The organism is Gilliamella sp. LMG 34359, assembly GCF_984569085.1.
Map to the genome: position 1 here is coordinate 2,951,147 of NZ_OZ474906.1, position 24,229 is coordinate 2,975,375.

Below are 24,229 nucleotides of genomic sequence, written 5' to 3' on the forward strand. Positions count from 1 at the left end.
GTACTCCCTTACGATCAACTTTTGTTATGTATTAGCGGTTATCGTTTATCAGTTATCTATTATCGATTATCGTTTATTGATTACCTATTATCTGTTATCGATTATTAAACGATTATTTTTTAATCAGAAAATCAGCAGGATTGGTCCTGAAATTCCCCATTGCCGATGCATTATTCAGCGCCGAATTTGTCATTCCGGTAAAACCGCCCGATTTTATATTTTCAGCAAAATCCAGTGCCTGTTTTACATTTTGAATGTTATTTTTAAGCGCAGCCGCATTGTTAAATGCACCTGAAGCGAGTTGCGAAGCATCATTAAAACCAAGGTTTTTTACTAAATCATTGGCAAAATCGGTTGGGTTGCCCAACATGCCTAAATTTGCTCCTGCGCCACCAGCAAAACCACCACCAGGAATCAATTTATCCATCATCGCAGAGCTGTCAAATAGATCTGATAAACCACCTAAACCGGCTATGCCATCTGGCATGCCTAAATTTCCTCCAATGCCACCAACAAAACCACCACCAGGAATCAATTTATCCATCATCGCAGAGCTGTCAAATAGATCTGATAAACCACCTAAACCGGCTATGCCATCTGGCATGCCTAAATTTCCTCCAATGCCACCAGCAAAACCACCACCAGGAATCAATTTATCCATCATCGCAGAGCTGTCAAATAGATCTGATAAACCACCCAAACCGGCTATGCCATCTGGCATTCCTAAATTTGGTGTCGCTCCGCCAGCAAAACCACCGCCAGAGATCAGATATTGCATTTTATCTGAATTGTCTGGTGCCCCAAATGGTGTTTCACCAATATCACACTCGCCTCGTTTACATCTTTCACACTCTTCACAGAACGGAGCATCTTTTTTCAAGGTGTTTTGCTGAGTCAATGTCGGAGCCAATAAGGCAGAGATAATACCCGGAATTTTTAACTTGAGTTTCTTCCCTTTACCTGGCGAACCGGCGCCCATATTGAATGGACTAGAGGTAAAAATACCGGATGGTTTTAAGGCGATAAATTGTCCACCAGCTTTAATGGTCAGCTCTGTACCGGCATCCAAGGTTATTTTGGAGTTGGCTTTAGCAGAAATTTCGTTTCCTGCATCGATCACATAGTCTGTACCAACCTTTAGATGGGAATCAACACTGTTACTTTCAGATTTGCTTCCCTCACGTTTTATTTTTGTTTCGCCTTTTATAGAAAGGTCACTATTTCCTGTGATCTCAATTACGTTGTTATTACCAATTTTAATTTTATGGTCATTGTGGATATCCCACATTACATCATTATTAATAAGAGAATTAAAATCTTTTTGCCCATGAATGTAGATCTGTTCTTGACCACTTTCATCTTCAAAAGAGATCTCATTAAATCCTTCTGCCTTATGAGATTTAGAACGCCAGACCATTTTAGTTTTATGCGCCGGTAACTCATAAGGTGGCTTGTTAAGATCATTATAATAACGGCCACTAACGATAGGGCGATCAATATCACCATCTACATAAGTGATAATAACCTCTTGGCCTATACGAGGTAAGGTAACACTACCAAAGCCGTTACCTGCCCATTGGTTAGAGACTCTCACCCAAGCTGATGCTTTATCATCAGCAGCATCATAACGGTTCCAATGAAAGTGAACTTTGACACAACCATATTCGTTGGTATGGATTTCTTCTCCTGCGGGGCCTACTACTTCAGCAATTTCATTGGCATCAGGAACTGGTTTATGGATATAAGCCGGTCGCCACTCTTTTTCAGATGAGATGAATTCAACTTGATTAGTTACTACCGTTGGACCATTATCGGCCTCCTCTTCCAACGCCTGTGGGCAATAACCTTGATGGCTAACCCTAATCACCTGCCAATTGGCATTTAATTTACTATCCGGATGCTCGGATAAAGAAAAAATGACTCCAGGCATAAGACTAAAGCAATTGGTGGTTGCACGACCTAATTCGGTTTCTGCTTGTAATGCTTCTAAGCGATATTTGGTAAATGTTTTACCTGGTGCATCATCTTCAAAACGACCGTAACTTTCAAAGATTGCGAAGTGTTCGTTACTCTCTTTAGCTGATGATTGATGAATTAAATCGTAGGCAGTTTTTTTATAATTTCTATCTTTATGAATAGCCATATTAGGTTTCATGGTGACAGAAAAAGTCAGATCACTCATCATATCGCCAGTTTCGGCTGTTTGAGGATGCAAGTTATAAGTTAAACTAACCCCCGATTTTTGCCCTAATCTGGTATCAGCATAAAAAATCTGCTCGTTTTCATCGTCAATCTGCTCAAACCAGAAGGTAATACCCTCTTCTGCCGACAATCGTTTTAAAAATTGATAATCGGTTTCTCGTTTTTGTGTCACATACTCTCTGACTAGGTGTTCATCATTTAGTTGGTTACTAAATTGCACATTGTGGTATTGAAACATTTCTTCGAGTATTTGAGGAATGCTTTTGAAATGAAAAATCCGACTATCTTGGCGTAAGGTTAATAACCATGCCGATGGCCGTATTATAATTTTATAATGTGTACGCCTAAATCCTGATTTGCCTTGTTCAATGGTTTCAACTAAACCTGACACAGTTCGTTGTTCAGAACCATTGGCTATTACTTTAAAGGTTGCTTGTTGTAAAATTAAATTGGCTAAATCTTCCAAAGGTTCTTTGGTGGCAACATGGAGAGTTAATATAAATAACTCTGACATAGCCTCCTCATGTGTAAACTTATACACAGAAAAAGTATCCTCTGAAAGCTCACCTATTTTACACGTAAAATGAAGACCATTATCATTCATATCTTATCCTTACCTTATATCTGTTTTCGACTACCACTAATTTGTGGTAACTGCCAACATTCTTCAGTTTTTGTGTTGATTATTTGGGTTAATAAGAAACTATTATCAATAATGCAATAAGGGAATAGATTTCCCAATAATAATCCTAACCTAAACATTTCGCCTTTATCTGGATAGAAATCAGGATTTATGTAAAGTTCCATTTTTACGCCTCTTAAAGGTAACCCTTTAACGAGTCTATCAATAGGATGACTTATAACGTTTTCTATCCCTTGTAAAAATTGTTTTAAACGAGTATGTGAGGGACGATTCGACTCACTATGGATATCAAAATCTTGTACTACCTGACGAATCACATTGATATCATTTAAGAAGATAGGACTTAATGATAAATGAGAAATTAAAGGCCAATGAGCATGGCTTGAAATCACCGGTAGTAGTGGTTTGCTAATTTGGGTAATATTCTTAAAGTTAATGCCACTTGATACATCGGTTGTGGGTTTGGATATATCATTAATAGCAAGTTTTAAGATCTCTTCATTATTAATACAATCAAATTCACATAAAAAATATTTTTTATCAGAAATTTCGGTTGGTTTGCCTTGGTGATCAAAAAATGAAATTTTATGTACGATATGGCCTTGAACATCATATTCTCGTTCAACTTTATAGAAAGTATCTGAATCAGCGGACGGATATCGTGTCGGTGAAAATTTGGTGATCGGTCGATATTCCGTTATTATTCCGCGATTGAGATTATGAGCTTCGGTTGGCGAATAAACCCTTCTGATACGCGATAGTTCATGAGCAGCGTTAATCGGTTTAATGATAAACCCAGTTGGAGTTTTGAATTTATTATCAAATGAGATTGGATGACTCACCATTGAGAACTGATTAATCGCAGGCACGCAATATAAGAGAAATACGTTTTCATCAATTATATTGTCAAATGGAAACACATGACTAAAGTTAAACACTATTTTAAAAGAGTTAGCCGATTGCTGATGAAAAAATGATTTTATGTGACGAAGATCCAATTCAATGAAATCATTAACATGGTCGGTATAAAAATATTCCTGCAACAGTTGTAATCGCCAATATTGAATATTATTACAAGAGAGCAGCAAATCTTTTGAAGTAAAAGGTTTAATCTTAACAAACTGATTAGAGCAGTACTGGAATTCACCTGAGAGGTTGATCTGCACATCCTTCAAATATTGTGAAAACCATAACAGTAACAATCCTGCGGTTTGTCGATCTTTACCCAAAAAAAGAGGTAAAGGTTCTATATCCCAGTTAATTTTTTCCGGGCTTCCCGTCCATTCAAACGTTAGGGTGATTTGCGAACCTTCATTACTGTGTACTATTTTACGATCTATTATTTGCAGAGGTAAAATATTTACATCTCGCCGCGTTTGAAACACATAACTTTCATTCATTTCAAGCGTTGGTTGATTTTGTAGTCGAGTGCCACTCGCCACAAAATAACTTTCACCATTTTTTTCTGGGGTAAACTCAATGATAGTTGTTGCGGGTATTGGATTAATTGGTGTTGACCACACTTCGTCTAATAAAGCGTGGGTAATTTCAGGAAAAGCATCATCAATTTTTTGCCGTAAACGAGCCGTTAAAAAAGCATTTGCTTCAAATACCCGTTCAACATCGGGATCATTGGATGATGGAGAATAGAATACTTCTAGTTCAGGGTGTTTTTGTGCAAAGTCCCTAGCTAATAATTTTAAGTATGATATCTCATCTTGGTAAAAATCCTTTAGTTCCATTAAAATAAAGCCCCATTAACTTATAATATTGCAAATATTACTTAAACAAAACTTCATTGGCGATGATAGCATAAAAACTAATCAATCACATTTGAAAAGATCTAATGTTTTCTTTAACTCTTATTTGGTTTTATCCTTATATTTTTCAGACAATAATAAGGCTGCGTTGTCGTAACTTTTTTTCATTAATTCGTCAATTTGCAACGCGTCAGTTATACTGCTGCCAATCTTCGGTGGTACGTAGTCTATCTCAATATTAACTGGTGAATAAGATGACCAATTGCCGGTGGTGACATCAACTAAAGTAAATTTTAATAAGTAACGTAATGCTTTAGTTTTGCTAGATAATTTACCGCCTTCATACTGGCTCCATTTAACTATATTGGTTTTGTCGTCCAAATCACCTTTTTCAATTGTGCCCCAATAAACAATGATTGTATTTTGCCCGCCTTTAGCCGCAATAAGTCGCAGGAGTTTCATATAGTTATTATTAACCTGCTGTTCTTTATCTTTTCGACGGTTGGAGGAGCTTTTGTTTTTGGAAAAACCATTATAAACCGAAACGTTATAATAGTTTGACAATGCAGCTTGCATGTAAGCATCTGGTACTTGCGCTCCGGATTGAGCGAGAATAATTGAAGACTTTAATGGAACACGAAAGCCTTTTTGTGCGTAGTAAGCAGCTTCTTGAATATCATAGTCGGTAATTTCTTTATCTAACTCTTCATCAAAGATATCTTTATCGGTTAATTGACTTTGTGTTACTTTTGAAATCGTATACATAGGGTTTTTAGAAGTTTGCTCAGAAGCACAACTCATTAAAAAAACTGATATAAAACATAGTGATATTCGATGGATCAACGTGGTGTTTCGCATAAAACAATATGTCCCTATTTAGTTTAATGAATAATAATATCCTCTAATAGTATACTTTATGTGGTATTGTATACAATATAAACTTTGCTAAAATTAACATTTTTTTTATAAAAAATATTTTTTTATTGACGCATCGCTGATGTTAAATTGTTTTACAGGCTACAAATTAAACGTAATAATATGATTTTTTTTAATATATTTTATTGTTTTAATAATCATTAAAAAAAGAGAATGATTCAATTATTAAACCATTTTTTCTTACTTAACTGTTAATGGCATAACAACGGGTATGCGATCCGATTTCATCAACCTAATAGCTGCTCTAAAAATTAAAATGTTGCAAAAAATAAGTACTTTAAGCAATATTTTTAAATGGTGAATAACTTTTTAAATATGTTTTTGGCTAACTTCTTTTACAAATATTACATCCTAGTAAAAATCTATCCACAAATTAATGTATAAAACAAAACTATTTTAAAGCCCAACAATGGTACGCCAAAGCCAAAACCGCACCCCGACATAATCTTAAAACCCAAAAACTTGCGATCGTACCCCCAACCGTGCAAACAATTATCAAAAAAAGCAAATAGTCAGTAGAGTTGATGGATGATTATGGAGGTGGTGAAGAGGAAAACGCTATTGTTTAGAATAACAACTAATAGCTATTGCCTTAAGGCAATAGCATTGATTAGAACAATTACTGTGTTAGACCATAACCTAATGGATAAAGTGCTGGCATATCATTAGGCAAATCAGAAGATTGTTTTAAAACGCTATCCATTGAGTCTGGCAGTGCAAACGGTAATTTAGCGTTATATGGATTGTTATCGAATAATCGGTTAAATAACACCTCATCTTTTACCCCAAAATTGGCAATGACAGCCTTAGCTGTTTGTTTTATTGGCGTTAAAACTGCCGGTCTATCTAAATAGACAGTGACAACAACGGGATGTTTTTTACTGGCTTCATTAATAAATTGGATATCTTTATCATCGGCAGTAAATTCTAGTGAACCTTCATGATATTTGGCCCCAAAAAAGTAATTTTTGTGTTTTTGTTCATAAGGTGCATTTAGCCGAGCCACCACTACATCAGCCTGCTCTAATTTATCAACAATATTAGCTTTACCTTTGAGGCTATTTTTAACATCATCACTAAAACCATATAAATAGACTTTAGTTTTAGCTTGCAATGGCAATGTTTTATCTCTATTTTCTAATAAAACCAATGAATCAAATTGCGCTTTGTCAGCTACTTTTTGGAAATCTTGATTACCGACAAAACGACTCGCCTGATTTGGATCGACATAAGGATTTTCGAATTGGCCTAACTTAAATTTTTGCGTCAAAATAGCTAAAACAGCACTATCGATGGTCTTCTCGTCCAATTTATTACTTTTTACCGCTGAAACAATAACCGAACTATCACTGACCCCACCAAATTGTTGGACACCCGCTTGAATTGCTTTGATAAAACGTTGCTCTACAGTCAGATCTTCGACTCCCCATGACATACCTTCAGCTTTAAGTGGCACATCTGGCGGATTGCCGTTGATACAAATCTCATTACAATCTTTGGTGATATTCCAATCACTAATAATCACCCCATTAAATTTATAGGTATCGCGTAAAAGATCTTTTAATAAATAGCTATTAAAACCACCACCAACCGGTTCGATTTTGTGGCCATTGAACTCCGCATTTTTTAAGATGGAATAAGTTGGCATTACCGCAGCCACGTTGACCTCGAATGCGCCAATAAACGGAATGATATGTTGTTGCAAACTATCTTTTTGGGTATAAAGGGCATATTTGCCATAAGCACTATGGCTATCAAAGCCATTTTCGGCAGCGCCATAACCAACCCAATGTTTAACCACTGCCGCCACACTTTGTGAATTTAACCCCTGTTTTCCATTTTGTACACCTGCGATATAACCACGAACCATGCTTTTACTCAGCAAGGGATCTTCGCCAAATGTTCCTTCAAAACGAGACCAACGTGGCTCGGTTCCCAAATCCGCCATAGGTGACAAAGCTTGGGTTATCCCTAATGAACGGTACTCTTGTCGGATGATATTGCCATACTCATTAATCACCAATTCATCGCCAATCGCCGCCATACCTAAAGTACCTGGCCATTGGCTAAAACCCGCTTTACTTGTCACTTTATTACCATAATAGAAGGTATTGCGCGGATCAACACTTATGGTTAAAGGAATCGCTAAACGGGAGGATTCAGCAATTTGTTGTAATTGATTATTCTGTTCAGCAAAATCTTTAGGGCTGACTTCCAGACGAGTTATTAAACTATTTACTTTATCATCAAGCACTAACTGTTTAATTTCTTCAAAATTATACTTATCACCATGACCCAGTTCATCGCCGATACTTCTGGCATTGCCATGCATCATTAATCCGGCTTTTTCTTCTAAAGATAATTTTGTTAGTAAATCTTGAGCACGAACTTCAGGAGAAAAACGCCAATCTTCAAAAGGAGATAATTTACCATCGCGATCAAAGTCTTTAAACTCCAGATTATCAACCACAATTTTCTTTAATTGCTGACTCTTAAGCTCTGCTTGTTCAATAGCCAGCGCCTGCCCAGCAACCAGTGTTGCGCTAACCAACAGTGTCAACTTTACTATTTTATTTGTCATATGAACTCCTTATCTGATTACATCATATCCTATTAAGTTTGAACTCATTACCCGCCGACTAAGTTATAGTTATTTGGTTATAATTATTTGGTTATAGCGACTTAGTTGTATTTAGTTAGCTAGAGTCACTTGACTTTATTTGCTTGACTGTATTTATTTAACTGTATTTATTTAACTGAATATATTCAACTACAGTTATTTAGCTATGGTCACTCTGCTAGAGTTTTTAACGGTCTTTGGCAAATTTAGAGGAAAAAAAAACCTAAACACTTTGCGAACAAAGTGTTTAGGTTTTGCCTGAATATTCAGCTATAAATAAATGGCTAAGTCAACAGTAACAATCCAAACTATTACTGAATAACTTAACACCAAGTGAATATTAGTAGAAATAAAAGATCTAATAATTGTGATGAATATCACGTTATGTGAGCATTTAAGGGTGAATAAGCAACAATGAGCTGGTTAATTAAAATATGTGGCACCTTAAGCATCACTTTTATTGACCATATATCACATAAAAGATAAGTCGATAAGCAATATAAAACATTACTAGCCCAACAACTGTATCCAATATTACCCACATTCTTTTCTTTTTAAATAGTGGAGTAAGGAGCCTCGCACCATAGCCAATACCAAAAAACCAGATAAATGAAACACAAACCGCACCGATTAAAAACGCCCATTTTTGATCAGTCGACAAAGTACCTGCAATTCCACCAACAATGACAACCGTATCTAAATAAACATGCGGATTAAGTAAAGTCACCGCCAGTGTTGCCAACACCACTTTTGCTAAAGAGTTCTTTTGCGGTTGCGCCGAATCCACTTGCATACTACTATTACCTTGCAAGGCACTTTTAAATGCATTAAATCCATACCAAAGCAAAAATAATGCGCCCAAAATGGCTAGTGTATTGGTTATTAGTGGATTACGTTCGATAAAAGATCCTACCCCCCAGATCCCTATCGTCATTAAACTAAAATCACAAAAAAAACAGATGGCAGCAACAAAAAAGATATGATTTTTTAATAACCCTTGCTTAAGCACAAACAAATTTTGTGCACCAATAGCAATAATCAAACTCGCTGAGATCATCGCACCACGTAATATTTCTGTCAGCATTTAACTTAATGTACTAATAAATAAAAACAAACATTATACAAAAAGGTTAAAAATATTTATATCAATATATAAAACGCTATGCTTATTACCCATTTATAAAAAAACGGTTATGATAATCCCCTTCGGTAATTAAATTTATTGCTAATAACATAAAAAAGTATAAGGATATCTGATGGTTGTCGAATTTTTAATCTTTTTGAGTATAGGCGCATTTGCTGGATTGCTAGCAGGTATGTTCGGTGTGGGTGGCGGTGCTTTGATCGTACCAGCCTTAATTATGGTACTTGATTACTTTGGTCACGGTGGGCAGTGGATAAACCATATCGCAGTTGCTTCATCGCTCGCGACCATTATTGGTACTAGCTTATCATCAAGTTGGGTTCAGAATAAAAATCATAATATCGAGTGGTCGATCTTAAAGAAGATGTTGCTAGGTTGCATTATTGGCACCATTGGCGGATCGTATATGACGCCTTATATCCCCGGTGTTTGGCTGAAATGGATTTTTATCGTTTTCCTTATCTACACCGGCAGTAAATTTATCCTGAAAACTGGAAAAGTAACCAAAAATGAGAATATTCAAGCCGTATCGCTGCATAACGCGGTTTATGTCAGTATTGGTGGTCTTATTGGTGTATTTGCTGCATTGGTTGGTGTGGGAGGTGGTGTATTAGTAGTTCCTTTTTTGAAGAAGTGCGGGGTAGGTATGCGAAAAGCTATCGGAACGTCGGCAGCTTTCACTTTACCGGTCGCTCTTGGTGGTACCATTGGTTATATCATTGCTGGATGGGATATTAAGGCATTGCCAGAATATAGTTTAGGTTTTGTCTATTTACCAGCAGTATTATCAATTATGTTAGCTAGTATGCCGATGGCAAAAGTGGGAGTGCAGATTGCCCAACGATTATCGATAAATAAATTGATTAAATATTTTGGTACTTTTCTGTTATTGATTGCCATTAAACTTATCTTTTCCTAATTAGTAGGTTGTCGCTGTTGTTTAATTTATTCGGTGGGCTATATTGTTTAAATTCTGAGTTAGGCGGACTGAACATTTTTTTGATTGTTTCACTATCGGGAGCATAGCCGAGCAAATGATATAAGCCCAACCTTTGTCAATTATTTGTTTTGCAGAGTTATTTATCGTGATACAAACATCGGCATTTTGCGCCGATGTTTGCATTTTCTCCTATAAAAACTTGTCAGCATGCTACCCAACAAATTTGTTCGAAACCTTAATTTTTATGTTTAAAATTGCTTAAATTTGCTGAGGGTTAAAAGATTTAAACAAGGTGTTGCTCAATTTTTTAATCAGTTGAAAGATTTAGAAAAATGATAACTATATGGTTAATCAGGTAAAAAAAATCAGTCGATAAAACTACCGACTGATTTTTGACTTATGTTGTAATTATTCGACACCAACAGATATTACAACTATTTCCCCTAACACCACTTTCGACGTTAGAGATCTCACCTAAAAAAGAGAACTCCGAAATCACCGATTTCGTCAGTTCGTTTGACGCTATGTGTTAAATTTATTATACCATCTATTTTTTGATTATCTATCATAAAAAATGTAAAGATATTGGTATATGTTTTATTCTTCGCTGAGCTGCTCTAAGATTAAAACAGAATAAATATCGTTTAACGTGCAGCACAGATTCCCTTGCCGTTCGTATGAACAGCCTTATCATTACCAATTGTACCATTGTGGGCCCGGATAACAAACTGCGTTTCGAAATCATAAGCATCTGTAACCCAGTAACCATAAGGGTAGTCGAAGTTAGCGCCTGAGTAATTTTTCATGAACCCCCACTCAGAATAGAAACCGGCACCAATGATACGTTGGTATTCATTATTGGGAGATATTGGTGTAGTACCTACACCACCTCTACAAAAAGTACCCGACTCTAGTCCATGACAAGCGGCGTTAGTTAAATCCTTAATCTGCGGAAGGCGGTAACCTATTTTATTACACCAAGATAGAGTATTATCATAACCAAATCCATTTGGGCCACGATTGACAAACCATTGTTTTAACTGAAAACCATACTTAATTTTAACATTGCCTCTAGCATCTTTGCCCACTAACTCGAAAGTTTGCGGTAATACCGGTTTATATATAGTACCCGGATCATCTGATACCCATAGTTCAGGTTTCGCTGCTGGACCAGTTAATGTGACATGAACACTTTTATTTGTTGAATTAGTCATAGTCGCTTTTATACCACTAAGATTAACCGTCGCCCAATTAAGTGGCTCTTCAATACCTGCTAGCAATAGGTCGAAAGATAAATTGTTAGAAGCTGTAGTAGGAAAGTTTTTCTCATAGGTAGCCGAATCAATTGATTGAACTAGATAACCATTATCTTCATCCCACATGGAAGCTGGACCTTTATAGTGGGCATCTCCATGTTTCAAGCTCGGTTTAATAAAGCATACCGAAGGTATTGGCATTGCCTTAGGGCTAATGTAATAAGTGGCGCTACTGGGGTCAAAACTACTACTGTTGGGCACACCATAACTGGTACTTAATGTACCGCCATCAGCCTCTAACATCACTTTATACGGTGCTTTACAAATTTTAAGAATATCATTGCGCGTGACAGTTTTGTCATCTTTATCAACGATAGATAGATTTAAATTACCGGTTACGTTAACATTGCCATCGCCATCAGGATCCACCCAATAGGTGTTTGTAGTGGCAATCAGTGTACCTAACTCGATTGAATCAGTATCGGTTGGCAAGAACATGCCAATATCAGCAACACTTTGATCTGCAACAGGCAATTCAATAGGATTGGTTTCACTAGATGGATTTTCAGATGGGCTATATTTATCACCGTTAGATAAAGTTATACCAAGTAGCTCATCGGTGTTCGTCGCTTGAGTTCGTCCGCCATCAAAGGTTAAATAAGGCGCATTACCACGAATAGTATTTGTTGTTTCAGACGTTAAAGCCAGGCTTGGATAAGAACTTAAAAGTAAGAAACTGAGCGATAATAATAATAAAAACAACGAAAATAAGTTGAATTTGCCAGATAATCTTAATGTTTTGCGGATAAATAAACTGCGGTGTAAAACAATACTCTGATTGCTAAATTTTGACAAACTCAAATTACAGGTTGGAAAGATTTTGGGGATAAAATAAAAATACATTACGACAACCTTGTCAACTAGACCTATGTTTTATCTACATTTTAACATAAACCGACTGAATCATTAGTCGATAACTTCACCTTGAAGGATAGTGAGAGTATAGAGACCAAAAAAAATCCTTGCAACTTTTTTTGGGTTGTTTAATGTTAATTATTGTAAAGGATTCAGCAACGTTTTGCTTACAATTTTTTGCTTAGAGAAAAAATGATGGTTGTTTTACTTTAAAAATCACTTTTCTCAACTTTATTGGCGTTAAAAAACTTTCCTCAAAAATTAATTTTCGGCTAAGCAATTATTGGCACATCAATAAAATTGCATATAAAACAGATAGTAATAATCAAAGCTTAACTTTTTTATAGTCCATTCATAGGAATGGACAAGTTTTGTAGCCCATAACAGTAATCAACTATATCACTCTTGATTGCGTTCTAACCAAACTAATGGTTTTTTATTTTTGTTAAGACAAATAATTAATATACCTATCATTAACCAAATGGCGCCAATAACTTTGGCATAATTATCAATATGATATAACACTGGTAATAATAAGGTAATACCAATAATTGGAACTAAGATATCCCCCAAATAAGCATAAAACCCCGATGATCTTTTTTTCACTTTAAAATAACCTATAACCGATAGATGCAACATGATAAATGCACATAATGCACCTACATCAACAAATGAGACCAACATTGGAAGTCCTTTGTCATGATTAGCGGCGATAAATACTAACAATAGATTAAATAATGCAGAAAACAAAATTGCTCGAGATGGCACACCACTTTTCTTGCCAATTTTAGCAAAAAATGTAGGCAATCGTTTATCTCGCCCCATACTAAATAATAGACGACTTGCAGCAGCTTGACCAACCATAGCCGCAAACGATGCGCCTATGCCTTTCATCAAACTTAGTGCCCAACCTAACCATAGATTGATTTCATTATTGACGATATTATAGTAAGCCTTACCTTGTAATTCAGGATGATTATGCAAATATTGTGTATCATAAGGATTAAGTAAAGCAGCAATATAGACTTGTAGAACAAATAGACATCCGGCAAGAATTAGACAACTAATGATAGCCTTAGCAACTAAATTTCGTTTACCACTATGTTCTTCTGAAAAAGTTGCGATAGCATCAAAGCCTAAATATGAAAGTACCGCGATAGATACCGCATTAAAAAGGTTACTCCAGTTAAATAACTCACCACCGACAAAGGGATAATACCAATCTTGTTTAACACCATTAGTGGCAATAATCCAGATACCAACAACAAGCACCGCAATAAGTATTACAATTTCAAACAGTAAAATAATCAGCGTGATTTTAGCTGATTTTTTAAAACCGATTAAATTAAGTAAGGTAGTTAAAACTACCGCTAAACATGTCCACAACCAGACAGGGATTTCGGGAATTAAGGCGTTTAACGAAATACCACTAAATAAATAAGCAACGGCTGGAATAAACAAATAATCAAGGAGTAATAACCAACCGACTAGAAAGCCAGCATTAGGATGAATGCCGGCAGAACAATAAGCATACACAGCGCCAGCATGCGGCAGTGCGTTTGACATTCTAGCATAAGAATAGGCAGTAAATCCCATCACTAGCGTTGCAACAATATAAACCAGTGCAACAGCGCCATCACTAATAACATCTAAAACACCAAATAAACCAACAGGTGCGGCCGGACCAATAAAAAGCAATCCCAAAATAATTAAATCTCGAAATCGCATATTTTTAGTTAATTGCTGCATAATCATCCTCATTTAATTATTCCTTTTGATGGGGAAAATCTTAAAGGATTTAAGCAATTTAGACTAAGATCAGCTGGTTATTAACTTAGAATTATTGGTTATAAGAATCAGTTTAGGCATACTCTCGGATTTCATAAGTATAGGACATTGTAGCTGTCTTACCTAACATAATTGAAGCGCTACAATATTTTTCCGAAGCAAGTTCTATCGCTTTTTCAACAGATTCCTTATCCACATCAATCCCGCTTATTACAATGTGAAAATTGATGGAAGTATAAACCTTTGGTGAGGATGTTGCTTGCGTTTTATCGATATCTATCCAAAGATCTCGAACATCTTTCTTTTTATTTTTTAAAATGGCAATTATATCGTAAGCCATACAACCTGCAGCGCCATGTAATAAAAGCTCCATAGGTCTAGCGCCTCGATTACGCCCGCCGTGTTCTAAGCCACCATCCATTACTAACGAATGACCACTTGCGGTTTCCCCTAAAAATCCAAAGTCATCAATCCATTTTAAACGATCTTTCATTGTGGTTTTCCTCTTCAATAAAAACAGGCTGAAAATTATGTATTTAGTTAATTGCCTTTATAAAATAAGGCTTTTTGGTGATTCTGTCACCTTTTGAGTTTTATTAAATTTATTAGATAACTGAATAAGATAGATAACTGAATAAGATCCAACCATTATTTAGTATTTTTTTACTAACTTATATTGCAATAACGTTTAAAGTTATTGAATTCGGTACTTGCCCAGCTCTTCTTAAGAGTTTGCATAAGTTTATACAAATTATAAAACAGGCCGCAATTTGCGACCTATTTGATAATTTAATTTTTGGAGTGATTTACTTTGCTTGCTTAACCGCTAAACCTAATTGCCATACTGCCATCGCATAATGGGTACTATGGTTGTAACGGGTGATGACATAGAAATTAGGTAAGCCATACCAAAATTGGTAACTATCTCCTATGTCTAGTCGTAATAAACTGACAACTTTATGACCACCTATTGCGCTTTTGGGTTTTAATCCGGCTTTGGCTAAATGTTCAACCGGGTATTTGGTGTGAAATCCCGTATCGAGTTCAAGTGCTTGGCCATCAGCAACCACAGCGATTTTAGTATTAGGTTGCCAACCGTGTGCTTTGAAGTAGTTGGCTATACTGCCGATGGCATCTACTGGATCCCATAAGTCTTTATGACCGTCATGATTAAAGTCGACCGCATGATTTCTAAAGGCCGATGGCATAAATTGACCATACCCCATTGCACCGGCAAAGGATCCATTTAAATCAAACGGATCAACACCTTCATCACGACACATAACTAAGAAGTCTTCGAGTTCTTGAGTAAAATATTGTGATCGTCTTGGGTAATAAAATGCCAGAGTGGATAAGGCATCAATAATCCTAGTTTTGCCCATCACTTTGCCCCACCTTGTTTCAACACCTATGATACCTACGATGATTTCAGGAGGAACGCCATACTCTTTATAAGCTCGATTGAGCTCTTTCTCATATTTTTTCCAAAAATCTACTCCAGCATTTAAGTTACCTGGTGTGATGAACTTATTTTTATAGCGGATCCAAGCACCATTAGGTACGTTCAATGAAGTTGATTTTGGGGCTTGTTGATCCATTAACTTAATCACTGAGTCAAGTTTATTAGTTTGCTTAAGAACATTTTTAAGTTGTTGACGATTAAAGCCATGTTTCTTAACCATCATATTAATAAATTTTTCTTTATCGACGGTTAAGTTGCTGTTATTTGCTTTCGGTTTTTCGTGTTGCTTTTCTAAAAAAAAGCCATCTTTAACATTCGACTGGCCTCGGTGCTGCTGCATCGGCGATTTCATTGCCCCACCACTTGAACATCCGATAAGCCCGAAAATCATTATGATACAGATAACGATATTTTGCATAAATCATCCACAATTTTAATTATTTAAAAAAGGCGCTATATTAAATTATTTATTGTTATTTAACAATATTTTGGCACTCTTTTCCGCCGGATATTAGCGCAATGTTGTTTAAGGTTGTATCAGAAATATTTAATAATGCCTCTTGGGTTAAAAATGCTTGATGACCAGTAAAGATCACGTTATGACAAGCTGATAGTCGACGAAATACATCATCTAAAATGACATCATTGGATTTATCTTCAAAAAATAGGTCTCGTTCGTTTTCATAAACATCCATACCTAAAGCGCCAATTTTGGTCTGTTTTAATGCTTCAATCGCCGCGGTTGCATCTAATAATCCCCCACGACTGGTATTAATAATCATTACGCCATTTTTCATTTTGTTAAATGAATCTTTATTGAGTAGATGATAATTTTCCGGAGACATTGGGCAATGTAAAGTTATTACATCTGATTTGGCATAGAGTTCGTCTAATTGAACGTACTGGGCACCTAATTCGACAACAACATCATTTGGATAGGGATCATAAGCCAGAATATTCATGCCAAATCCTTTTAGAATACGGATCACTGCTTGACCGATTTTACCTGTACCAATCACCCCGGCAGTACGGCTATGCATGTTAAAACCTGTTAGACCATCTAAAGAAAAATTAGCGTCACGCGTACGTTGATAAGCCTTGTGAGTTCGGCGATTTAATGTCATCATTAAAGCAACGGCATGTTCAGCAACCGCTTCCGGCGAATAGGCAGGCACACGCACCACGGTGATCCCTAATTTTTTGGCTTCTGCCAGATCGACATTATCAAAACCAGCACAACGTAATGCTAAGATTTTAATGCCATATTGCGCTAATTTTTGTAGCACCGTTTTATCAACTTCGTCATTAACAAATACACAAACGGCATCATACCCTTGTGCTGTAACAACCGTTTTGTGACTTAATTTGTGCTCGTAATATTCAATATCGAAACCAAAGTGTTTATTGGCAATTTCGAGATGTTCTTTGTCGTAATGTTTACTGCTAAAAACAGCAACTTTGACTGTTCCTTTCATTCTATGCCCCCTTGTAGGCGATAAATTGATGTATTGTTTAAGCTTTACGATGATCGAAACACATTGCTTACTTGATATTCTGACAACAATAAATGTTGAATGTTGATTAAGTACTTGCTTTGAAATATTAGTTTCTAAAAATCCACATATAGTAAAACGCTTTATACTAGCTTTAGCAATTATTTTTTTTATTAGTGTGCTATCATAGCACTTTGCTATAAAACTCACCAATAATGTTAAATAATGAATAAAGCACAAGTTTCTCTTTTCAAAACTATCTTTTCTGACAAAATGCTTATTTGTATTTTTACCGGTTTTGCTTCAGGACTTCCTTTTTATTTATTAATACAACTGTTACCGGCATGGTTAACTAGTGAAGGTCTGGATATCAAAGCAATTGGCGCATTTTCATTAACACAACTCCCTTTCATTTTTAAATTTGTCTGGGCACCGTTTATGGATAATATATCGCTATTTAAAATGGGGCGACGTCGAGGCTGGATGTTGTTGTCACAGATGTTATTGCTATTTATTATTGCCATATTAGGTTGTTTTTCGCCAACACTAAATATTTGGATTATTGCTATATTATGCTTTATTATTGCGCTGTTTTCAGCCACACAAGATATCGCTTTAGATGCATTTCGCCGAGAAATCCTTCTCGATTCCGAACTTGGGTTGGGAAACAGTATTCATACTAATACTTATCGCATCGCTGGATTAGTGCCAGGTTCATTATCATTAATTTTATCGGAATTTTTGCCATGGAGTAGCGTTTTTATGATTACTGCGCTATTTATGCTACCAGCAATTATCATGACCTTCTTGGTGAAAGAACCAATCAATCAACAAATGCCAAAATCCCGCAGCCTTGAAGATATCATTATTAAGCCATTTTTAGAATTTATTACTCGGCAAGGGGTTAAATCAGCGATAATCATTTTAGCCTTCATATTTTTATATAAATTGGGGGATAGCATGGCAACATCGTTAGCGACCACCTTTTATATGAAAATGGGATTCAGTCGATTAGATATTGGTTGGATCGCCAAAAATGCGTCATTATGGCCAAGTGTATTTGGTGGCATAATGGGCGGTATCTTAATGATAAAAATAGGAATTAATCGCGCTTTGTGGTGTTTTGGTTTTGTTCAGGTCGTCTCTATTTTAGGGTTTGCGTGGTTATCCATTGAAGGACCTTTTAATGAAATAGGCACAAATGAAAAAATTATGTTAGCTCTGGTCATCGGCTTTGAGGCATTAGGCGTAGGTCTTGGTTCGGCGGCATTTGTTGCATTTATCGCCAAAACCACAAATCCACTATATACTGCAACCCAATTTGCTTTATTTACTAGTATCGCATCCATTCCGCGAACTATCATCAATTCGACAACAGGGATTATGGTTGAATATTTAGGATGGACAACCTTTTTTGGTTTATGTACGATGTTAGCCATCCCCGGAATGATGCTATTATTCAAAGTGGCACCATGGAATTCAAAATCTTAGGAGACTTTATGGACAAACTATCTTTAGCTTTCGAGTTTAGACACGCTTGTAAAAGGTTTGATGAATCGAAAAAAATTAATCATGCCGATTTTGAGACGATTTTAGAGGCTGGTCGTTTATCGCCTTCATCATTTGGTCTGGAACCTTGGCATTTTGTAGTTGTCGATAATGCAGATATCAAAGCAGAGTTACGTGCAGCTTGCTATGACCAAGAACAAGTCACGAGTTGTTCGCATTTTGTGATCTTACTTTATCGCAAAGCAAATAACTTCACTTTACAAAGTCCTTATTTGCGTCAAGCGGTAGCAAGAACAGTGCCAGATCAAAACGATGAAACGGCTATTGATATCGCTAGCCAAGATTTTCTTAACTATATTACCCATGGTTTAGGTGAAGGATTAAGTACCAACCACTGGTCAGAGATGCAAGGTTATATCCCTGCAGCAAATATGATGACCACTGCAGCCTATCATGGTATTGACTCTTGCGCACTTGGTGGGTTCCAATATCCTAAAGTGCTTAGCATTTTAGAAAAACATATTCCATCATTTAGTAGTGAAGTTTTTGGGGTGGGGCTATGTTTAGCGTTTGGTTATCGTATTGATGAGCAGCCACCACATATTCGTTGGTCACTGCAAGATGTAACGACTTACTTATCTTAATTGCAGTTATCTGCCTTCTGTCGCCTTTTGGCGGCATGAAGGTTGAATAATTAATGTGACTTATTTTGATGTATGATTTGACACTTGAGCAAATATCTAAATCCTTCCTAAATAAACTCAATTCTTAATAAGAAACTTTTCGAGTTACACATCATCAATGTATCGCTTTATTGAATATAACATTTCTGGTAACTAATTGATTATAGATAATTGTATTTCAATTTTGGGTAAAAAGTTAATCGTGTTACTTAGACCAGATAGCCTAGCATCCTCAAATGAGCAAATACCGATAGCGCTTAAAAACTCTTGTTGAACTTTTAAAGTCACGCTAAAAACAAAATTGTAAAAAAATAAATTAAGTTATATAAGGTCAATGAACTATCGAAAATACAATAGTATAGCGCATTACTTAACGTAATTATCTTCACCTATTGCTACAATAAACAATTTTTTTACACGAATATGATTGATAATGTTAGACTTATCAACTATAAATTGAGTTATTTATAATTGATTCAGCCAGAAAATAAGAAGGATAAAAAATGAAAACCAAACATGCCCGTCTATTAATTTTAGGGTCAGGACCTGCTGGCTATACCGCAGCAGTTTATGCTGCACGAGCAAATTTATCTCCGGTATTGATCACTGGCTCTCAGCAAGGTGGCCAACTCACCACGACTACCGAAATCGAAAACTGGCCAGGGGCAGATCCTGAATTAACTGGTCCTGATCTTATGGTAAAAATGCAACAACATGCCGAACGATTTAATACCGAAATCATTATCGATCACATTGACAGTGTTGATTTTAGCCAAAAACCATTCAAACTTTTTGGGGGCGATACCGAATATAGTTGTGATGCGTTAATCATTGCCACTGGTGCATCTGCACAATATCTGGGGTTACCTTCTGAAGAAGCATTTAGAAGCAAAGGTGTATCAGCCTGTGCAACTTGTGACGGCTTTTTTTATCGTAATCAAAAAGTGGCCGTTGTTGGTGGCGGTAATACTGCTGTCGAAGAAACTCTTTATTTAGCTAACATTGCTAGCCAAGTGCATTTAATCCATCGTCGCGATAGCTTTAGAGCAGAAAAAATCTTAATGGATCGCTTGGCAGAAAAAGTGCAAGAAGGTAAAGTCATCTTACATACTCATCAAGTCATCGATGAGATCCTTGGTGATAATATGGGGGTAACCGGGGTTAGATTGCGAAGCAGTCAAGATGCTAATCTTACTGAAGAACTTTCAGTAATGGGAGTATTTATTGCCATTGGTCATAAACCCAATACCGCTATTTTTGCCGGTCAACTGGAACTTGATAACGGTTATATTAAAGTAAAATCCGGTACACAAGGTAATGCAACACAAACCAGTGTTGAGGGAATTTTTGCTGCGGGTGATGTTATAGATCATATTTATCGACAAGCAATCACTTCAGCTGGAACGGGATGTATGGCAGCCTTAGATGCCGAACATTATTTAGATAACTTAAAATAAAAGTAACTAAATTAAATGTCATTAGATAAAAATCGTCAAACTTATTTACTCAGTTGGTTAAAACAACACACCAAAAAGCATAAATCAGATTTGCGCGCTTCAGTTCTATCTGGCTTTTTGCTGTGTTTATTAATGATTGCTCAAGCGGCATTATTGGCAATTATTCTACAAAAGTTAATCATCGATCAGACCGCTTTTTTGACGGTTCTTCCCTATTTTTTATCTTTAATCGCCATTTTATTCGCTCGGGGCTTGCTTATTTATCTTCGTGAGAAGATTAACTTTGCCCTCGGGCAAAAAATCCGTCAACAAATTCGGCAAAAAATTATCGATCAGTTTGAATTGTTTGGTCCTGGGTATTTAAATCAAAGCACAACCGGCGCTTGGAGTACATTAGTCATTGAGCAAGTCGATAATTTACATGATTTTTTTGCTCGTTACTTACCGCAAATGCGCTTAGCTAGTATGGTGCCGCTATTAATCTGTATTGCCATCTTTCCGTTTAATTGGGCGGCGGCTGTTATTTTGCTGGGTACTGCACCACTAATTCCTATTTTTATGATTTTAGTTGGAATGGGAGCTGCGGATATTAATCGTCGTCACTTTAAAGCACTTGCTTATTTAAGTGGACACTTTTTAGATCGCCTAAAGGGACTTAGTACCATTCGTTTATTTAATCAGGGTGAACAACAAACCGAACAAATTGCCCATGCCTCTGAAGATTTTCGGGTAAAAACCATGCAAGTATTAAAGATGGCGTTTTTATCATCGGCAGTTTTGGAATTTTTTACCTCGATTTCGATTGCCATTGTGGCGGTCTATTTTGGGTTTTCTTATTTAGGGGAGTTTGATTTTGGCGCTTACAACGGTACCGTTACCCTATTTGCAGGATTCTTTGCCTTAATTTTAGCACCAGAATATTTTCAACCACTGCGTGATCTTGGTGTCTATTATCATGCCAAAGCTGAAGCCATTGCCGCGGCAGACAATATCGAAACATTTTTAAATAAAAAGTTGTCACTGGATAATGGTCAACAAAAAAAACCAATTAATCAATCATTATCAAGTAGTCCTTCTGAAATAAGTGTCTTAAATACCATTGAAGCAGAAGATCTTATCGTGTTATCTAACGAAGGCATGCCAATAGTGGGTCCGCTTAGTTTTTCACTACAGGCACCATTTAAATTAGGATTAATTGGTACTAGTGGTGAAGGTAAAAGCTCGCTCATGCAGGTATTACTGGGATTTTTACCTTATCAAGGTTCACTAAAAATTAATAATATTGAATTTAATCAACTTGATTTGACTAGTTGGCAACAACAGATCAGTTGGATTGGGCAAAATCCTTATTTAATTAATGGCTCGATTAGAGAAAATATTCTTCTCGGTAAACCAATGGCAACCGACAATGAACTTAACGAAGTCATCGGCAAAGCACAATTGGCCGATGTTATTGCACAATTACCAGATGGCGTCGATACGCAAGTAGGTGAAGATGCGGTAAGGCTATCCGTCGGACAAGCCCAACGTATCGCCCTCGCCAGAGCAATGCTAAAACCTTGTCAATTACTAATTCTTGATGAACCAACCGCCAGTTTAGATAAGCAGACAGTCCAAAAGTTAGCGCCTTATCATATTGCGACCAATAGTATCACTATCACTCATCAACATGATGATATGCAGGATTTTGACCAAGTTTGGAGACTGTCGAATGGACAACTTTACGCCATTAAGGAAAGTTTATGCTAACGCTATTACGCCCCTATATTGCACTTTATAAGCACTATTTTTGGCAAATTGTTATTGGACTGAGCTTAGCTATTCTGACGTTATTTGCCAGTGTCTTTTTACTTTCTTTATCAGGTTGGTTTTTAGCGTCCACCGCAGTGGCTGGTGTTGCGGGGTTATATACATTTAATTATATGTTACCCGCTGCTGGCGTGCGCGCCGCAGCCATTGTGCGAACGGCATCGCGTTATGCTGAACGTTTGGTCGATCACAATACTACATTTAAAATATTGGCGTATTTAAGAACGCTAGCATTTAGCAAGATTCTACCATTGAGCGCCAACCAATTAGCTCAATATCAAAAAGCCGATCTGCTTAACCGTTTTATTGTGGATATTGATGCGCTTGATCATCTCTATTTAAAACTGTTTTCACCGATTGTGACGGCACTAATCATTATTGTGATGCTATTTGTCGGATTGAGTTATATTAACCTACCTATCGCCTTAATCATCAGCATTGTATTAACTATTACGTTACTTGCCATTCCAGTGATCTTCTATCATGCTGGAAAACAGTTAGGTGAAACTTTAGCTAAACAGCAGAGTGAATATCGAGCGTTATTAATTAACTATCTTCAAGGCCAAGCTGAACTGACTCTATTTAATGCACAAGATCGTTATCGAGTAAAATTGAACCAACTTGAATCAGGCTGGCTTTATCATCAACAAAAACAATCCACTTTAGTGGCTCTCTCTAGCGCGCTTGTGGTATTGATAGCCGGATTTTTAACTTTGTTGGTGCTTTGGCTTATCACCCACTACACATTATCGCCTTTAGTTGCCCTATTTGTATTTGTCTGCTTGGCTAGTAGTGAAATTTTGGCTCCTATTCCCACCGCATTTATCTTTTTAGGCCAAGTATTAGCATCAGCAAAACGTACTACTGCTTTATTTAATCAAACGCCCGATATCAAATTTACCGAGCAAGGTAAAGTGATAGATTTAACCGCAGCCAAACTACAATTTAATGACATTAGTTTTAGCTACCCAAATCAACCGTTTGCGGTCTTAAATCACTTTTCATTAACCATTGAAGCAGGCAAACATATTGGCTTAATCGGCAAAACCGGCTGTGGTAAATCCACATTACTTAATTTAGTCACTCGTACGTGGGATCCTACTTCAGGTAATATTTTTATTAACGATACACCGATTAATCAACTAGACGAGCCAACTTTGCGTAAAGTAATTGCCGTAGTACCGCAAGTGATTACTATTTTTAGTGATACGTTGAGGAAAAATTTGTTAATCGGTGATCCAAAGGCTTCAGACCAACAATTAATCGATGTTTTACAGCAAGTTGAACTATCAAAATTGCTATCAACTGAGCATGGATTGGATTTGCCATTAGGACAAGGTGGGCGTTCTCTATCGGGTGGTGAAATTCGACGTATTGGTATTGCCAGAGCATTATTGCATAACTCACCATTAGTCCTAATGGATGAACCAACCGAAAGTCTTGATCAACAAACGGAACAACAGATTATTCAACTTATAAAACAGACCTGCCAGAATAAAACCTTATTGATGGTAACTCATAGATTAACTGATAATCCATTATTTGATCAGGTGATTGAGTTGTAAGTTTTGGATGATAATAGGGTTTTAAGCGATTGTGGGGTTTTTAAAAA

16 protein-coding genes are annotated in these 24,229 nt (G+C 36.5%); 6 read left to right on the top strand and 10 right to left on the bottom strand.

Annotated features, from left to right (window positions below; all coding sequences use genetic code 11):
• Nucleotides 1-112: 112 nt before the first annotated feature.
• From tssI to AC5LXV_RS13525, 5 genes are all read right to left on the bottom strand, one after another.
• Nucleotides 113-2,806, bottom strand: a complete 2,694-nt coding sequence (gene tssI, locus AC5LXV_RS13505; protein ID WP_493466764.1) for a type VI secretion system tip protein TssI/VgrG — start codon at nt 2,804-2,806, stop codon at nt 113-115.
• 14 nt (nt 2,807-2,820) lie between these two features.
• On the bottom strand, nt 2,821-4,587 hold the full coding sequence (gene tssF, locus AC5LXV_RS13510) for a type VI secretion system baseplate subunit TssF (protein WP_493445127.1): 1,767 nt from the start codon (nt 4,585-4,587) through the stop codon (nt 2,821-2,823).
• A 120-nt stretch (nt 4,588-4,707) separates the two neighbouring features.
• Entirely contained in the window at nt 4,708-5,406 is a 699-nt protein-coding gene (locus tag AC5LXV_RS13515) for a lipoprotein YafT (protein ID WP_110432943.1), read from the bottom strand.
• A gap of 754 nt (nt 5,407-6,160) precedes the next feature.
• Complete coding sequence (locus AC5LXV_RS13520) at nt 6,161-8,122, bottom strand: glycoside hydrolase family 3 protein (protein WP_493466765.1); 1,962 nt, start codon at nt 8,120-8,122, stop codon at nt 6,161-6,163.
• Nucleotides 8,123-8,618: 496 nt separating this feature from the next.
• A complete protein-coding gene (locus AC5LXV_RS13525; protein WP_493446464.1) occupies nt 8,619-9,242 on the bottom strand; it encodes a LysE/ArgO family amino acid transporter in 624 nt (207 codons plus the stop codon).
• A 175-nt stretch (nt 9,243-9,417) separates the two neighbouring features.
• Between AC5LXV_RS13525 and AC5LXV_RS13530 the strand changes: the two genes are divergently transcribed.
• Nucleotides 9,418-10,224, top strand: a complete 807-nt coding sequence (locus tag AC5LXV_RS13530) for a sulfite exporter TauE/SafE family protein (RefSeq protein WP_493466766.1) — start codon at nt 9,418-9,420, stop codon at nt 10,222-10,224.
• 665 nt (nt 10,225-10,889) lie between these two features.
• Here AC5LXV_RS13530 and AC5LXV_RS13535 read toward each other — a convergent pair.
• The 5 genes from AC5LXV_RS13535 to AC5LXV_RS13555 form a co-directional block, all read right to left on the bottom strand.
• Nucleotides 10,890-12,404: a hypothetical protein gene (locus AC5LXV_RS13535; protein ID WP_493466767.1), complete on the bottom strand. Its 1,515-nt coding sequence runs from the start codon at nt 12,402-12,404 to the stop codon at nt 10,890-10,892.
• Between the two features lie 411 nt (nt 12,405-12,815).
• Nucleotides 12,816-14,165: an APC family permease gene (locus AC5LXV_RS13540; protein ID WP_181415912.1), complete on the bottom strand. Its 1,350-nt coding sequence runs from the start codon at nt 14,163-14,165 to the stop codon at nt 12,816-12,818.
• Between the two features lie 112 nt (nt 14,166-14,277).
• The gene (locus AC5LXV_RS13545) at nt 14,278-14,697 is read right to left on the bottom strand and encodes an OsmC family protein (RefSeq protein WP_110432937.1); all 420 of its coding nucleotides are present in this window, start codon (nt 14,695-14,697) and stop codon (nt 14,278-14,280) included.
• 313 nt (nt 14,698-15,010) lie between these two features.
• The gene (gene mltB / locus AC5LXV_RS13550) at nt 15,011-16,084 is read right to left on the bottom strand and encodes a lytic murein transglycosylase B (RefSeq protein WP_493466768.1); all 1,074 of its coding nucleotides are present in this window, start codon (nt 16,082-16,084) and stop codon (nt 15,011-15,013) included.
• A 55-nt stretch (nt 16,085-16,139) separates the two neighbouring features.
• A complete protein-coding gene (locus AC5LXV_RS13555; RefSeq protein ID WP_493466769.1) occupies nt 16,140-17,141 on the bottom strand; it encodes a 2-hydroxyacid dehydrogenase in 1,002 nt (333 codons plus the stop codon).
• A 243-nt stretch (nt 17,142-17,384) separates the two neighbouring features.
• Between AC5LXV_RS13555 and AC5LXV_RS13560 the strand changes: the two genes are divergently transcribed.
• From AC5LXV_RS13560 to cydC, 5 genes are all read left to right on the top strand, one after another.
• On the top strand, nt 17,385-18,650 hold the full coding sequence (locus AC5LXV_RS13560; protein ID WP_493466770.1) for an AmpG family muropeptide MFS transporter: 1,266 nt from the start codon (nt 17,385-17,387) through the stop codon (nt 18,648-18,650).
• 8 nt (nt 18,651-18,658) lie between these two features.
• Nucleotides 18,659-19,312: an NAD(P)H-dependent oxidoreductase gene (locus AC5LXV_RS13565; protein WP_181415911.1), complete on the top strand. Its 654-nt coding sequence runs from the start codon at nt 18,659-18,661 to the stop codon at nt 19,310-19,312.
• A gap of 542 nt (nt 19,313-19,854) precedes the next feature.
• Nucleotides 19,855-20,808 carry a thioredoxin-disulfide reductase gene (gene trxB, locus AC5LXV_RS13570; protein ID WP_493466771.1) on the top strand — a complete coding sequence of 318 codons (954 nt, stop codon included), beginning with the start codon at nt 19,855-19,857 and terminating at the stop codon, nt 20,806-20,808.
• A 15-nt stretch (nt 20,809-20,823) separates the two neighbouring features.
• Nucleotides 20,824-22,557, top strand: a complete 1,734-nt coding sequence (gene cydD, locus AC5LXV_RS13575; protein WP_493460316.1) for a heme ABC transporter permease/ATP-binding protein CydD — start codon at nt 20,824-20,826, stop codon at nt 22,555-22,557.
• A complete protein-coding gene (cydC, locus tag AC5LXV_RS13580) occupies nt 22,551-24,182 on the top strand; it encodes a heme ABC transporter ATP-binding protein/permease CydC (RefSeq protein ID WP_493466772.1) in 1,632 nt (543 codons plus the stop codon). The genes cydD and cydC overlap by 7 nt, the downstream gene beginning before the upstream one ends.
• The last annotated feature ends 47 nt before the right edge of the window (nt 24,183-24,229 follow it).

Bases quoted from the DNA above. Each gene is read 5' to 3' on its own strand.
- tssI (WP_493466764.1), bottom strand. From the start codon at position 2,806: ATGAATGATAATGGTCTTCATTTTACGTGTAAAATAGGTGAGCTTTCA.
- tssF (WP_493445127.1), bottom strand. From the start codon at position 4,587: ATGGAACTAAAGGATTTTTACCAAGATGAGATATCATACTTAAAATTA.
- AC5LXV_RS13515 (WP_110432943.1), bottom strand. From the start codon at position 5,406: ATGAGTTGTGCTTCTGAGCAAACTTCTAAAAACCCTATGTATACGATT.
- AC5LXV_RS13520 (WP_493466765.1), bottom strand. From the start codon at position 8,122: ATGACAAATAAAATAGTAAAGTTGACACTGTTGGTTAGCGCAACACTG.
- AC5LXV_RS13530 (WP_493466766.1), top strand. From the start codon at position 9,418: ATGGTTGTCGAATTTTTAATCTTTTTGAGTATAGGCGCATTTGCTGGA.
- AC5LXV_RS13535 (WP_493466767.1), bottom strand. From the start codon at position 12,404: ATGTATTTTTATTTTATCCCCAAAATCTTTCCAACCTGTAATTTGAGT.
- AC5LXV_RS13540 (WP_181415912.1), bottom strand. From the start codon at position 14,165: ATGCAGCAATTAACTAAAAATATGCGATTTCGAGATTTAATTATTTTG.
- AC5LXV_RS13545 (WP_110432937.1), bottom strand. From the start codon at position 14,697: ATGAAAGATCGTTTAAAATGGATTGATGACTTTGGATTTTTAGGGGAA.
- mltB (WP_493466768.1), bottom strand. From the start codon at position 16,084: ATGCAAAATATCGTTATCTGTATCATAATGATTTTCGGGCTTATCGGA.
- AC5LXV_RS13555 (WP_493466769.1), bottom strand. From the start codon at position 17,141: ATGAAAGGAACAGTCAAAGTTGCTGTTTTTAGCAGTAAACATTACGAC.
- AC5LXV_RS13560 (WP_493466770.1), top strand. From the start codon at position 17,385: ATGAATAAAGCACAAGTTTCTCTTTTCAAAACTATCTTTTCTGACAAA.
- AC5LXV_RS13565 (WP_181415911.1), top strand. From the start codon at position 18,659: ATGGACAAACTATCTTTAGCTTTCGAGTTTAGACACGCTTGTAAAAGG.
- trxB (WP_493466771.1), top strand. From the start codon at position 19,855: ATGAAAACCAAACATGCCCGTCTATTAATTTTAGGGTCAGGACCTGCT.
- cydD (WP_493460316.1), top strand. From the start codon at position 20,824: ATGTCATTAGATAAAAATCGTCAAACTTATTTACTCAGTTGGTTAAAA.
- cydC (WP_493466772.1), top strand. From the start codon at position 22,551: ATGCTAACGCTATTACGCCCCTATATTGCACTTTATAAGCACTATTTT.